This window comes from Flavobacterium sediminilitoris (assembly GCF_023008245.1).
Lineage (GTDB): Bacteria > Bacteroidota > Bacteroidia > Flavobacteriales > Flavobacteriaceae > Flavobacterium > Flavobacterium sediminilitoris.
Genome location: NZ_CP090145.1, coordinates 3360415 through 3374126, shown reverse-complemented (window position 1 = coordinate 3374126; position 13712 = coordinate 3360415). Strand labels below are relative to the sequence as shown.

At 30.8% G+C, this 13712-nt stretch carries 13 protein-coding genes; 11 read left to right on the top strand and 2 right to left on the bottom strand.

Annotation, left to right across the window (positions count from 1 at the left end; all coding sequences use genetic code 11):
* The first annotated feature begins 652 nt into the window (after positions 1-652).
* The 10 genes from LXD69_RS15490 to LXD69_RS15445 all read left to right on the top strand — a co-directional run bounded on the left by LXD69_RS15490 (position 653) and on the right by LXD69_RS15445 (position 11661).
* Positions 653-2896 carry a TerD family protein gene (locus LXD69_RS15490; protein WP_246916053.1) on the top strand — a complete coding sequence of 748 codons (2244 nt, stop codon included), beginning with the start codon at positions 653-655 and terminating at the stop codon, positions 2894-2896.
* A 49-nt stretch (positions 2897-2945) separates the two neighbouring features.
* A complete protein-coding gene (locus LXD69_RS15485; protein ID WP_045971411.1) occupies positions 2946-3200 on the top strand; it encodes a hypothetical protein in 255 nt (84 codons plus the stop codon).
* Positions 3197-3745: a 3'-5' exonuclease gene (locus LXD69_RS15480; protein WP_246916052.1), complete on the top strand. Its 549-nt coding sequence runs from the start codon at positions 3197-3199 to the stop codon at positions 3743-3745. Before LXD69_RS15485 ends, LXD69_RS15480 begins: the two co-directional genes overlap by 4 nt.
* Positions 3746-3946: 201 nt before the next feature.
* The gene (locus LXD69_RS15475; protein ID WP_246916051.1) at positions 3947-4450 is read left to right on the top strand and encodes an endonuclease V; all 504 of its coding nucleotides are present in this window, start codon (positions 3947-3949) and stop codon (positions 4448-4450) included.
* A complete protein-coding gene (locus tag LXD69_RS15470; protein WP_246916050.1) occupies positions 4450-5076 on the top strand; it encodes a hypothetical protein in 627 nt (208 codons plus the stop codon). Before LXD69_RS15475 ends, LXD69_RS15470 begins: the two co-directional genes overlap by 1 nt.
* Positions 5077-5092: 16 nt before the next feature.
* Positions 5093-6226 carry an AAA family ATPase gene (locus LXD69_RS15465; protein ID WP_045971405.1) on the top strand — a complete coding sequence of 378 codons (1134 nt, stop codon included), beginning with the start codon at positions 5093-5095 and terminating at the stop codon, positions 6224-6226.
* Positions 6226-6927: a hypothetical protein gene (locus LXD69_RS15460; protein WP_246916049.1), complete on the top strand. Its 702-nt coding sequence runs from the start codon at positions 6226-6228 to the stop codon at positions 6925-6927. Before LXD69_RS15465 ends, LXD69_RS15460 begins: the two co-directional genes overlap by 1 nt.
* Before the next feature lie 4 nt (positions 6928-6931).
* The gene (locus tag LXD69_RS15455) at positions 6932-9469 is read left to right on the top strand and encodes a hypothetical protein (protein ID WP_052705351.1); all 2538 of its coding nucleotides are present in this window, start codon (positions 6932-6934) and stop codon (positions 9467-9469) included.
* Positions 9444-10655, top strand: a complete 1212-nt coding sequence (locus LXD69_RS15450; RefSeq protein ID WP_246916048.1) for a hypothetical protein — start codon at positions 9444-9446, stop codon at positions 10653-10655. The genes LXD69_RS15455 and LXD69_RS15450 overlap by 26 nt, the downstream gene beginning before the upstream one ends.
* Entirely contained in the window at positions 10645-11661 is a 1017-nt protein-coding gene (locus LXD69_RS15445; RefSeq protein ID WP_246916047.1) for a tetratricopeptide repeat protein, read from the top strand. The genes LXD69_RS15450 and LXD69_RS15445 overlap by 11 nt, the downstream gene beginning before the upstream one ends.
* Before the next feature lie 85 nt (positions 11662-11746).
* On the opposite strand, the gene LXD69_RS15440 is transcribed toward LXD69_RS15445, so the two are convergent.
* A complete protein-coding gene (locus tag LXD69_RS15440; protein WP_045971396.1) occupies positions 11747-12187 on the bottom strand; it encodes a VOC family protein in 441 nt (146 codons plus the stop codon).
* Between the two features lie 12 nt (positions 12188-12199).
* Positions 12200-12613, bottom strand: a complete 414-nt coding sequence (locus LXD69_RS15435; RefSeq protein ID WP_246916046.1) for an SRPBCC family protein — start codon at positions 12611-12613, stop codon at positions 12200-12202.
* A gap of 288 nt (positions 12614-12901) precedes the next feature.
* Here LXD69_RS15435 and LXD69_RS15430 point away from each other — a divergent pair, with 288 nt between their 5' ends.
* On the top strand, positions 12902-13522 hold the full coding sequence (locus LXD69_RS15430; protein ID WP_246916044.1) for a matrixin family metalloprotease: 621 nt from the start codon (positions 12902-12904) through the stop codon (positions 13520-13522).
* The last annotated feature ends 190 nt before the right edge of the window (positions 13523-13712 follow it).

Sequence of the window (13712 nt, the reverse complement as noted above, 5' to 3'; positions counted from 1 at the left end):
AATAATTGTGGTTAAAAAATGTTATATAAATTACTTATGGAACGTTTACAGCACGATAGCTTTGAGAATAATTGTTTTGAGTTGTTGTTTATAATAAGATATTTAAAAAATATTTGCACTACGTAAAATAATTGCGTACTAATAATGAAATCTTTGTAAAGAAATAAAAACGTTCTTTTAAATACTAAAAATGAGTCAACAAGGTCAAGTATAAGTTACTTCAAATTTTTTTCCAGAAAACACACTTGTACGATTATCAGTTGATTCATCTTTTGGGGCAGTAGCTCAGTGGTAGAGCAGGTTAGTTTATACATTATCAAAACGTCAGAACTAGTTGGACAATAGCAACATACTTCAATCAGGTTAGACTTCTTCGGAAGTCTTGGTTCGAGTCCAAAAATGTTGGTACATTTTCAAATAGCGTTTTGGTCAATTCAAACTTACTTCAGCGCTTTTAACGCCCAGGTCATGGGTTCGAATCCCATCTGCTCCACTATAGAAGGTCAAAACTAACTTACTTCAACCACAAACTTAAAATTTGTCATGCTAGTTAGCCTATTATCTTCTAGAATTAAGGTCAAGTGCTTCTTACTTCAAACTCTTTGGTAGAAAACAGAAGCACCATTATCTAATTTTTTTAAAAATAAATAAAATGAAAACAAACGAATTATTAAAAATCAGCTTGCGTCAAAACGCACTATACATTCCTAGTGAATTCATCACTGGAACAACAACAACGATTACAGGACCAACATCGGTTTTAGTAGCTAATGTATCCAAATTAGGATTTGCTTTTTCAGAAGAAGCTTTACAAGCTATTAATGCAGTGCATCCAATATATAAATTAGAAATTCAAGATACTATAAAAGAAGTAGTAGGAGTTAACAAAAACTGGACACCATTAGTAAAAAACTGGGAAATTCCAACAGGAGAGTCTTTGTATGATCATATTACTACTTTTTTTGCGAATGTTTTTAAAACCAATAAAGGAACCACTTTAGCATGTGGACATATTATTCCTGCGAATACGTTTCCATTAGAGCGTTATAATGGTTGTCCTTATTGTGGTACTCCATTTGAGTTTGATACTACTAAACAAGAAGGACAAGGTAGTAAAATGAAAGTATTGGAGCTTTGGACTGAGAAAGAGTTAAACGAATTTTATCATTCGTTATTAAGTTCTAAAACCGCTTTAGATGCTACACAAGTAGATAGTTTGAAGGGATTGTTGTCTTATTTGCCTTTGCCAAGCGAAGTGAAAATTGGAATTAAAGAAACGATGATGTTAGTGATTGATACGTTAATCGACTTGGATAAAGAAGAAAAGGCAAGTTCTCTTTTTACTTCTCCAACGGATATTTTACGTTATTTATGGTACAAGAAAACCAATTTATTACAGATCATTGAACCAAAAACAATCATCAATAGAATTGCTAGTAATAACCAACATTTCTTTGTTGCTGCTGATAATAGTGCGAAAGCGAAATTGATTACAGCAATAGATTTGAAATTAAAATATTCAAGAAAGGAATGTTTAATGGTAGCTACATGGTTGAATAATTTACCATTAGAAGCAGAAAAAGCATGTGAAATGATGCATCCAAAAAGAGCAATGTGGGTGCGTTTTATTAGAGCTTTGCGTTTGTCAGAATATAGTAAGAGAAAAGGATTTGAAGCTTTGAAAACATTGTTAGATGTATTTTATAATCAAACGTATGAAGTGTGGCAAGGAAAAGTAAATTATTTCCGTTTAAAATCGGATGCGGCTACCACTTTTGCTCTATTACAAGAAAGACCAGGTTTGTTTGCTCGTTCTTTGTTCTCTAATATGTTATGGTTTGGACCTGATGAAACGATAGCGGCTTTTGAGAAGATAATTGATAAAGTACCTGCTCGTTTGGTGTTTACGTTGAACATGTATGCACAAAACTACTTTGATAGCAACATACAAAGAAGTGTGAAACCTTTAGGTGGAGTAAACAAGAAAATTGGACCAAATAGATTGTTATCGTTGTACAATGAAGACCAATTAAAAGCGATGCAAAATCAAATTGAAGAGTTGTGCTTGTTGGCAATGGAGAAACGATTTGCAGCTCAAGAGAATGAGAACAAAACGATTTATATTGATCCACAATTATTCAATATGCCAGTGTCTATAGGAGATAGAAGTGAGAGCATACAAGATTTACCAGTAGCCTTAATGGGAACACGTTTTCCAATAGCAGGCAATACTGTACGATTGTTTATGCAATGGGGACAAGGTTTACCAGCACAACATTTGGATATGGATTTGAGTTGTCATATTGCGTATGCAGATAAAACAGAGATTTGTTCGTATAGCCAATTGCAAGCAACAGGTTGTACGCATAGTGGAGATATAAGAAGTATTCCAAATCAAATAGGTACTGCCGAATATATCAATATTGATGTAAATGCACTAGCTTATGCTGGAGCCAAATATGTAACTTTTACTTGTAATGCTTATAGTAATGGAAGTATTACACCTAACTTAGTTGTAGGTTGGATGAATAGTAAATATCCAATGACTATTTCAGAGCGATCTGGTGTAGCATACGACCCTTCTTGTGTAGATCACCAAGTAAGAGTAACTCAAAATGTGGCTAAAGGTTTAGTTTTTGGTGTACTTGATGTAGCCAAAAGAGAAATCGTTTGGTTAGAAATGACTTTTGGTGGTCAAGTAGTTCAAGGTTTGGATTACAAAGGAGTACAAGCTCTATTAGCTAAATTATCGAGCAAATTGAATATTGGTAGTTTGTTAACTATAAAAGCAAAGGCTCAAAAATTACAAATTGTAGATTCACTTGATGCGGATGAAGTTTACGACCAAAAATGGGCCATTAATGCAGCTGCCGTAACGCAGTTGTTAGTAGATTAATCAAAACCTCGGAATTCTTATTTCGAGGTTTTAAATAACCTTAGAAATAATGAAAAAAGAGAATACAAATAAAAATATAGTTCATGGAATAGTTCATGCCATACAAATAATAGGTATGGTGACTAGTATAGTAGGCTTAAGTAACTTAAATGTTAATAGTAAACCACCAAAAAATGCTTTTTTGGATGATATACATAAACACATGGCTAAAGTAAAATTAGATGAAATGAAAGTAAAGAATGAGAAAAACAAAAATGCAATAGCATTTGATTCCATCTTTATAGCAATGAAAAATAAAAAATGAAAACAACAGAAAAAATAATCATCATAGATTTAGAAGCAACTTGCTGGAACGGTCCAGTACCTAAAGGGCAAGTTAATGAAATAATAGAAATAGGTATTTGTGAATTAGATACTCTTTCTGGAGCGATTACTAAAAATAAAGGAATCCTTATTAAACCAGAACATTCAACGGTAAGTCCGTTTTGTACAGAACTGACCACAATTACGCAAGAATTATTGGATAATGAAGGAATGTCTTTTGAAGATGCCATTGAAATGCTGGAACAGGAATACCAACCCGATCAATACACTTGGGCAAGTTATGGTCAGTACGATTTGAACATGCTTAAAAAACAATGTTCCTACAGGAAAATTAGTTACCCTATGGGAAGTCATCACATTAACGTAAAAGAATTGTTTAGTGAAGTGAAAGGACTGAATAAAAAAGTAGGTATGAACGGAGCGTTGGACATTTTAAATATTCCATTAGAAGGCACACACCACAGAGGTGTAGATGATGCCAAGAATATTGCTAAGATACTGCATTGGTGTCTTGAGAATGAGTGATTAGTCCTTAGTAGTTAGTTCTTAGTGAATAGTCATTAGCTATTAGGATTACTATAATAAAATACTCTTGATGTGCCTTTACTGAAGTTTTCTATCATTAGATTTTCTTTGGTAAAGGTTTTATTTGTAGTATAATTAGTCTAAAAATAATTTGAAAATTGAACAAATACTATATATTTGTTTTTATTAACCTTACAGAATATGATTTTAACGATAGACGTTCATTATAAAACTGATTATGCCAAAACCGTTTTGCTATTTTTTGAAAATTGGCAAAGTGAAACCCCTAGTAATGTAGTGACACATATTACAAAAGACGTGATGGAGTATGAACCGGGTTCTTTTTACAAAAGAGAATTGCCTTGTATTATGAATGCCTTAGAAGAAGTTTCCTTAGAAGAATTGGAAGCAATTATTATTGACGGGCATATTTATGTAGATAATGATGGAAAATATGGTTTAGGAGGTCATTTGTATGAAGCCTTGGATAAAAAATTTCCCATTATTGGAATGGCAAAAACATCCTTTCAAAGCAACACTGAAACTGTAGTTGAAATTTTACGAGGAGAAAGTAAAAATCCGTTGTTTGTATCTGCTATTGGTTTAGAGAAAGAAGTCGTAGCTCATCATATTAAAAATATGTTTGGAGAGTATAGACTGCCATATTTATTGAAATTAATGGATCAGATAACGAAGGAGGAGTAATGACCGACAAAAAAATACCCTTTTTAGATACTATCTATCATTTGCGTTCTAGAGAACATGCGATTATCTATGATAAGAAGTTGGATATTTCAAAAGAAGAAGAAAAGGAAGTTATTGAACTTCTCAGGGATGAATATGAAAAAGAGAAACTCAATTATCCTTTTCAAGCTCCTGATTTTGATGAAGTTGCAGCTTTGTGGGGAAGTAAGATAGTATATTTTACAACGCAATTGGTCTTAAATAGAGAAGATACAGCTAGTAAAATAAGTACGTTGTTTCCAGATTTTGGCAAACCTATGACGCCTTCTGCAATGCTTTCAGCCGATTTGTGTTTGCGCTTTTTACCGCAATTGCTTTTACAATTACAACACATGGATGCAGATGATGTGATTCTTCCTGTATTAGAACAAAAACTAAAACAGTTTCCTTATTCTGGAATAGGATATGAAATGAATTTAGAAAATATAGACTTAAGTATTGTTTTATCCGATTCTTGTTTAACGCAATTATTTTTAGATAGAGTAACGGAAAAGAAAGATAAAAATAGAGGAAGTTTAGAAGTAATTAAACCCTTGCTTTTAGCCAATTTTGGCGATTATAAAACGATTTTTTGGAACGAATTGTAAATTATTATTGATATAAATGAACACACTACATACTTTAAACGCCCTTTTAAAACATATAAAAGAAACCTTCATCGGTAAAAACGAAATTGTCGATTTGCTTGGTATAAGTTTATTGGCTAGAGAAAATGCTTTTTTGTTAGGTCCTCCTGGAACAGCAAAGAGTGCTATTGTTAGAGCTTTATCTAATGGTATCGAAGACGGTAAAAACTTCGAATACCTATTAACCCGTTTTACAGAACCAAATGAAATTTTTGGTCCTTTTGATATTCGAAAGTTAAAAGACGGTGAATTGGTTACCAATACCGAAGCCATGATGCCAGAAGCGTCTATGGTTTTTTTAGATGAAATTTTCAATGCCAATTCGGCTATTTTGAATAGTTTATTGATGGCTTTGAACGAAAAAATATTCCGTAGAGGTAAAGAAACAAAGAAATTGCCAGCCTTAATGTTTGTGGGAGCGAGTAATCTATTACCAGAAGACGAAGCATTAAACGCTTTGCTAGACCGTTTTTTACTTCGCGTAAAATGTGATTATGTAGATCCTGATTTATTGAACGAAGTACTTTTAGCGGGTTGGAAATTAGAAAATAAAACAGATGAAACAACTCCAACTATAAAAGCAGATGAAGTGAGAGAATTGCAAGCAGCAACACGAAAAGTAGATTTGTCACCTATTCGTAAAGAATATGTCGATTTAATTCATTCGTTGCGTAATGCAGGAATCAATGTTTCCGACCGTAGAGCGGTTAAAATTCAAAATTTAATTGCGGCAAGTGCTTTTATTTGTGGTAGGGACACTGCTATTTTATCGGATTTGTGGGTGTTGAAATACATTTGGGACACCGAAGAACAAGTTGAGGTTTTGGAAGGTATTGTGAATCATGTGATTGAAAAAGATACTAGTGAAAAAGCCCATCCACAAGCAGTTTATAATAAAGTTCCTGATGCAGAAGAGGTAATGAAAGAAGTGAAGTATTTGTCAGAGAAATGGAACGACGGTACCTTGTCTTTTGAAGAGCAGAATATCATAAAAGATAAATTGCGCTATGTGCAAACCCGTTGTGATTGGATTAAAAACCCAGAACAAAAGAAATACATTCAAGAGGAAATTGAACAATTGTGGCAGAAAATGCTTAAAACATTTGCGTAATGTACTATGTGGAATTACATAAAAGTCATTTGGAATATTTAGCTCCTATACGTCATTGGGACAATTTGAAATTGGCTTTTGAAGGAGAAAGGGCTTTTATTAAAGACTTTACTCCTTTGCAAATTAACGATGTCGTTTTGCTACAAATTCCGCACATTATAGTGTATGAATTGAAAGAGCAATTGTTGTTTCGTAAGGACAAATTAGTACCTACGAAAAAATTACCTTCTGCTTTGTTGTGGATGCCTATTTTGAATGCTTTGCCTATTGATTTACCGAAATACAATATGAATTATTTTGGTATTCATGACAAAATAGACATCAAGATAGTAAAAAGTGAAGCCGAACAAAAGCCTTATGGAGTAATCACTAAATTGGAAAATGTAAAAGGGTATATTGAAACACTACCGCAAGTACGTTTGCAGAATTTAAAATGGATAATCATTGAAGATAGCATATTGTTTTTAGGTACACCTTTGTTACCTATTAAAGGACAAACGTATTGGTTAAAAGACAATTGTTTGTTTCCAACAGGTTATGCCTTGGAATTTGATGTTTTGTTTCCAATTATAAAAAAACAACTCAACCCGAATAATGACAGTATGCTTTTGTTTCAAAATAATAACAGCTATTTGTCTATTCCTTTGAGTGATTGTAAACCTTTAAGCCTTAGCTCGTTTCGACTAACGGTAAACGAATAAAAAAATGGATTTTAATAAATATTTTCAACAATATGAGGATTACTTTTGGAAATGTAATTTCCATTTTGACGAAGCTGATAATTTTCGTTACGTTTTTGAATCATTAGATGGTACATCGATAGCGTATAAAGAATATGTTACAGAAGTTTTAGAATTACTTTCGGATGATTGTATTCCACCTTTTGGTTCATTGTTGTTAGCTATTGTAGCTACCAATTCAAATAGTGAAGCTTTATTAGTTACTTTACATCATTATGCTAAATCGAAGGAACGGGCTAGTTCATTTCCTAATGCTAATTTGTATCGAGTAGGTGCTGCTTTTGATTTTTTAAAAATATTAGCGAGTTTACCTGAAGAGTACAAAACAGGTGATAATCGTATTTTACTTTTTAAAACCATTTTTGAAAAATGCCATAATAGAGTTGGTAGTGAAACTGCTAAGAAGCTAATTAGTGATTTTAAAGATATTAAATCAGATTATTTAGAGATAATTGGATCAATTCCTTTCAATGATGCCAATTTTATAAAGGACTTTAGAACGATTGCTTTATTAAAACAAAAGTTTCCTACTAAAGAATCTTTACTCAAAGCATTAACAGCTTTACCTGAACCTGAAAAAATAGAAGAAGTATTAGAAGAAGAAGTTTCTCAACCTTTAGAGTCGAACAAGACAATTGATTTTATAGAAGAACTAATTCAAGAACAAAAAACGTTTCAAGTAGGTAGTTTAATACAACGCATTTGGTCTGGATTGAATATTCCATTTCATCATAATGTACCAAGTCAACAACCTATAGGAGGTGTTTCTGATTTAACGAATAAAGGTGATTTCGATAAGTTGTTATTGTCTGAGTTTGCCAATGATGACATGGTTTTCATGTCGCGTTTGGCTAATAATGAAGCCTTATACATTCAACGAGAAATTCCACCACAAGACAATAAGAAAGTACGTGTTTTGTTGCTCGATGTTTCGTTAAAAAATTGGGGAAACCCAAAAATAGTAGCTTTTGCTACAGCTTTAGCGATTGCAAAACATCCAAAAACCGATATCGAATGTGTGGTATATGCCTTTGGTAAGCAATATACACCAATAAAAATAGATACAGTAAGCCAAGTAATTGCTAGTTTGCAACAATTGAGTGGAGGATTAGATGGAGGAGAAGGTTTAGAGCAGTATTTTGAAAAAGAATACGGAAGTCTTAAGGAGGTAGAATTATTCGTGTTTACTCAAGAAGAAAACTTTGAATCAATACCTTTTACTAAAGTAATTAACGAACATTTTGATAAGATTAATTTCATCGTCACAACTACTGCTTCTGGAGTAATTGATACTTATAAAGTAAAAAATAAGGTAAGAAAACATATAAAAAAGATACAATTGCCTTTAGAAGAATTATGGAGTAAAAAACCAGTATTACAAACTAGAGTAATTAAGAGTAGGAATCAAGGAGAAGTGCCTATTTTATATCCTGTAGAACGAAATTATAATAATGTATTTCATTATGAAGGGCAATTCTATTTGTATTTTAATACCAGTTTGTTTGCTTTTCAAGAAGAACCACTCAGTAAAGGTTTTGCAAAAATAGCGAGTGCTATTCCTTTTATTACAGGGCAATATTCGTTGTACAAAGATAAAAAAGGAGTCTTATTTTTAGTAAATTGGATAGCCGAAGAAAAAACACTTTATTACTATGATTTGGAACGGAAAACTACTGAAGCTAAGGTAATAACAGTTAATACCATAAATCCGTTAATCCTTTTTTCAAAGGAAAACAATATTTATCTTTCAGATGGGGAATTATTTTACAAAATTACCGATGCGTACGATTGTATTGTAACGGCTCACGATGCTGTAAAAGAGTGCTTTAAGGGATATGTGATTAAAAATAAGGAGTTTGTGTACAATTTTAGAAACAATACTAAAAAATATACTTTACTCAAACGATTTAAGGAAATTAAGATAAGTAATAATTTGCTTATTATTAATGGTAAACAGTTGCATGAAGTTACTTTTTTTGATGGTTATGAAGGTTATACCGAAGACACAATTTATTTTGAAGAACGTGTTTCATTACTATTAAAAAAGCATGGAAACAATAGATCTAAAGTAGTACAATATTTTATTCATAAATTGAATTTAACTAAAACTGAAATATTTGAATTCAAAACTGAAATAATGGTAATACAAGAGAATTTAACTAATGTTGAAGCGCAAAGTATAAAGGCTGATTTAGAAAATTTAGGAGCGACTTGTTATATTGAAACAACGCATTTCATGTCTAAAGATGGAAGTATTATTAAAAGTAATAATGGAATTTTAGAATTAGAAAGCAGTAATACCAGTATTCCAAAAATGTATATTCCATTTGTTTTAGATTTTAAAACAGCAATGTCAACCGATGAAATATTTGTAGGTAATCCTTATTTTTTACCAGAAAAAAATGATTTAAAAATTATTGAAGTACAAGAATTCCACGATAAATACTACAAACCATTCATTCAGTATATTATAGAACATGAAGCTAACGTTACAACCGTATAAAAGAAACAAATATCCTATTGCAGGAATTGTGATAAAAGGCAATACTCCTTTGGTATGGTTGCAAAACCTGCAAGAGTTGGGTATTGCTATCGCTTCCTATGCTTGTTATCCAATTCCTAGTTCAGTAGCAAACGAACTATATGGTTGTTTGGTTGTACTTCCTGTAAATACAATTGAGAAGGAGCATGCTCATTTACAAGTACAACTGTATGAAGAAAAAGTATTTATTCCAGAATATGCTATAATTGCTCCTTTTTTATCTAAAGAAGAAGGGAATAAAATTTTGGGAGAGCATTATCATTTTTTACATCCAGAATTGGGTTTAATCGAACTAGAAGAAGCGATTGATTGGGTAACAATTTTAAATCCTTTTAGAAAAATTAATGTAAGGCTAAAAACACCTCATTCAGGTATTTTTATTCCAAAACAATTGCGTTCGGTTCATGTGGAATATGATGAAGCGACCATTTTAGAAGCATTAGAAAATCCGTTAACAGAAGAAGAACAGTTAGAAAAATTACCTTTCGATATGAAAAAACTAATAGCAGGTAATAAAAAAGAAATGGAGAAGTTTTTAGCTTTTATGGATAAAAATCCAGAATTAGCGATGAAATATGCAATACCCTTAGATACTTTAGGTACATCTAGAGGAGATAACGCTGGAGTGTTTCAATTTGGAGGTAGTTTTAAAGAATCTTTTTCTCGCTTTTTTGGTTGGACAGATAATGCTGGCAATCCAATTGCTCAAAATGCGAGTGAAAAAAGTTCAAAGATTGTGAATATTATTTTACTAGTTATAGGGGTTTTCTTTATGTTTAACATTATTAAGTATTTTGCTAATTACAGCATTTCCCATTCAAAAAGCTTGTCCGATGATTATTTAGTATCCTCAACGGGTAATAAGTTTGTACTTTTTCTATTTGTTGCAATTTGTATTGGTGGTATCATTCGTTTAGGGATGCGATCCAAGTTCGATTTTAAAGGAAAATCAGCTACAATAAATAAAGTACTAATGCTTTTGATTCTTGTGGTTTCATTGTATTATTTAATTAGTTTTATGTATGCTAACTTTGGACTTACAAAATGGTATTCTATATTGACTTTAATTTTTATAGCTACGTTAATTAATGATTTGTTCAATATAGAAAAAGATATATTTAAAGATAAAGACAAAGATGGAAAATAAACGTTCTTTCGAAAAGAAGGTTATGGATGTAGTATTCATAATCCTCCTCACTAAAGTAATATATTCTTTAATTTCTGGATTCTATTTAGGAAGTAATGATTTTGTAATTTTAATGCTTACAACAGTTGTAATTTCTCTGGTCTTGTATAAAGTATTAAAGAGATTAAGTAATTCAGGAGAAAGTATTAATAGATCAGATAATGGTTTGGGTTCAAATGTATTGTTAGAAACCAGTGTTTTTAATAAAATTGAACAAAAATATAGAAGTTTAGCAGAAGAATATGTTGCACAAAAAGAATATAAAAAAGCCGCTCATGTATACATGAAATTGTTAAAAGATAATTATACTGCGGTTAATGTTTTGTATGATGGTGAGTTGTATATAGAAGCAGCAACAATTAATTTAAAATACTTAAAAAACGAAACCAAAGCAGCAGAATGTTTTGAAAAAGGAAAAGCATATACAGAAGCGTTACGTTTATATGAAAAGACTAATAACTTTGAAAAAGTGGGCGATATGTATGTCAATTTAAACGATATAGAAAGAGCACATAAAGCCTATTATAAAGTTACCGATGATAGTGTAAACAGAGGGCAGTATGTAAAGGCCGCACAAATTTTACGAGAAAAGATAAAAGCACCTAAAGAAGCGCAAGAATTATTATTAGATGGTTGGGACAAGAATCTGCAAAGGCAAGAATGTTTAACAATTTATTTTCAGCATTTAGAACAAAAAACATCTTTAGAAGAAGAAATTCAGATAATTTATGATACTAAAACAAATGTGAATAATAGAGAAACTTTTATTCAAGTAATTAAAAATCAGTTTGGAAAAAATAATACTATTAATAAAAAAATACGAACGATAACCTATGAAGTGGTAGCACAACTGATAGAGAAGAAACCAGAGATTGTTTCTGAATTGAATTACTTGAATACTCAAAATACAACATTCACAAAAGATGTAATGAAGTATAAATTAAGTAGTAGAAGAACAAATGGGTAATAATAAGAATATACTCTTTCATAATACTTAAAAAACTGTGTAAGCGATTATTTCTGACTTACACAGTTTTTATTATAGTGTTATTCTATTTTTGTGGATAAGTATAATTAAACATCCATCGGATTCCAAATTTGTCTAAACAGCAACCCCAATAATCACCCCAAAACATATCTTGCATAGGTTGAATTTCTGTAGCTCCTTCAGATAATAAATTGAATAAACGATCTGTTTCTTCTTTTGAATCGGGTTCTAAATTTATACTAGTATTATTTCCAATAATGACTTTATGTCCCATTGATTCTAACATATCTGTTGCCATTAAATGAGTTCCTCCTAAAATAGGTAAACATACATGCATTACTTTGTTTTGCTCACTTTCAGGGAATGGAGGCATTCCTTCTTGTATAGGAACATCTTTGTTGTACATAATTTTCCCTATAAATTCCGTTTTAAAGATTGTTTTGTAGAAATTAAATGCTTCTTCTGTTTTGCCTTGAAAATTTAAATAAATTGATACTTTTCCCATGATATGTATAGTTTAATTGTTTTCTGTATAGTTTTTAAAATTATCTAAAATAGCTTGCCAACCTGTTTGTTGCATTTCAATTGGATTTTGTGTCTCAGCTTCAAAAGTCTCTGTTATTTTTATTTGATCATCAGTAGATTCAAATAGGATTTCAACAATTCTATTGTCATCAATAGTATATACTATTTTTTCATTTGTTTCTATTTCGTTATAAGTTCCTCCAAAATCAAAACTCATTGATCCATCTTTTGAGGCCATAGTATAAACAAATTTTCCTCCAACAGTAAAATCATTTTCTGCTTTTGGAGTATGCCAATCTTCGGAAGCATTGTTCCATTTTATAATATGTTTAGGTTCTGTCCAGTAACGCCAAACTTTCTCTTTTGAGGCATTTACAAGTGTTGTAATTTTAATTTTAGTTTTCATTGTATACATTTTTTAATTTTTGGCAATCTATTTTTTTCATTTGCAACATAGCATTCATTACACGTTGCTGTTTTTAGGTATTATTTAGTTTTGTATTTATAAATATAAAAAATCTTATTACAAATATCCATATTCTTTATGTAACTAATAGTCTATAATTATGACATTATATAGGTGTAATTGCGACAATTTTTTTATTGTATTGTGCGATTTTAATATTTTTAATACTGTGTTAATTTTATTTAATACTTTTAATTTTTAGTATATCAATTATAAATAATAATAAAAATGGTAATTAGATTCTTTTTTTGTTCCATTATAATAATGCTTTGTTCGTGTACACGTGGATTAAATAAAAATACAATAGTAGGAATTCAGCCTTATGCTGGTTTTTCAAAAGGTAAAGCAGATACTATTGCAATAACAATTTCCGAATTTTATAAAGTTAAAACAATTGTATTGCCTGAAATTAAATTACCAAAAGAGGCTTTTATCCAAATCAAGTCAGCTAGATATAGAGCCGATAGTATCATTAAAATTCAGAATAAAGCTAAAGCAGACACTCTAGATTTTATTATAGGTATAACTCAAAGCGATATATCTACAACTAAAAAAGATAAATCGGGAAAAACAAGAGAACCAAAGTACAAATATGAAGATTGGGGAATTATGGGATTAGCTTATTGTCCAGGAAATAGTTGTATTGTTTCCACTTTTCGATTGCAACATAAAAATTCTATGATTCATTTTACAAGATTGAAAAAAGTTGCGGTTCATGAATTTGGGCATAATCTGGGTTTACCACATTGTTCCAATAAAAAATGTGTTATGACAGATGCGGTAGAAAGTATTAAAACTATAGATAATACAAAATTAACACTTTGTGAAGTATGCTTTAATAGGATATAGTTTAATAGTTAATTGTTTTATCAGTAATTCTATTAACACTTTTAATTTTCGAATAATAACAAACAAAGCGTTTTTATTATTGGTTTGTGTTGTTTGTTGTGATTTATAAAAATGAACGTCTATACGTTAATATTATCTTAATGTCTCATTTTTATTTAAGATAATTATACCAATCTTTTTTAAAAAAATT

Excerpts from the sequence above, each read along its gene's own strand:
- LXD69_RS15485 (WP_045971411.1), top strand. The coding sequence starts at position 2,946 with ATGAAAAAAGAGAATACAAATAAAAATATAGTTCATGGAATAGTTCAT.
- LXD69_RS15460 (WP_246916049.1), top strand. The coding sequence starts at position 6,226 with ATGTACTATGTGGAATTACATAAAAGTCATTTGGAATATTTAGCTCCT.
- LXD69_RS15445 (WP_246916047.1), top strand. The coding sequence starts at position 10,645 with ATGGAAAATAAACGTTCTTTCGAAAAGAAGGTTATGGATGTAGTATTC.
- LXD69_RS15450 (WP_246916048.1), top strand. The coding sequence starts at position 9,444 with ATGAAGCTAACGTTACAACCGTATAAAAGAAACAAATATCCTATTGCA.
- LXD69_RS15465 (WP_045971405.1), top strand. The coding sequence starts at position 5,093 with ATGAACACACTACATACTTTAAACGCCCTTTTAAAACATATAAAAGAA.
- LXD69_RS15440 (WP_045971396.1), bottom strand. The coding sequence starts at position 12,187 with ATGGGAAAAGTATCAATTTATTTAAATTTTCAAGGCAAAACAGAAGAA.
- LXD69_RS15475 (WP_246916051.1), top strand. The coding sequence starts at position 3,947 with ATGATTTTAACGATAGACGTTCATTATAAAACTGATTATGCCAAAACC.
- LXD69_RS15455 (WP_052705351.1), top strand. The coding sequence starts at position 6,932 with ATGGATTTTAATAAATATTTTCAACAATATGAGGATTACTTTTGGAAA.
- LXD69_RS15470 (WP_246916050.1), top strand. The coding sequence starts at position 4,450 with ATGACCGACAAAAAAATACCCTTTTTAGATACTATCTATCATTTGCGT.
- LXD69_RS15480 (WP_246916052.1), top strand. The coding sequence starts at position 3,197 with ATGAAAACAACAGAAAAAATAATCATCATAGATTTAGAAGCAACTTGC.
- LXD69_RS15435 (WP_246916046.1), bottom strand. The coding sequence starts at position 12,613 with ATGAAAACTAAAATTAAAATTACAACACTTGTAAATGCCTCAAAAGAG.
- LXD69_RS15430 (WP_246916044.1), top strand. The coding sequence starts at position 12,902 with ATGGTAATTAGATTCTTTTTTTGTTCCATTATAATAATGCTTTGTTCG.
- LXD69_RS15490 (WP_246916053.1), top strand. The coding sequence starts at position 653 with ATGAAAACAAACGAATTATTAAAAATCAGCTTGCGTCAAAACGCACTA.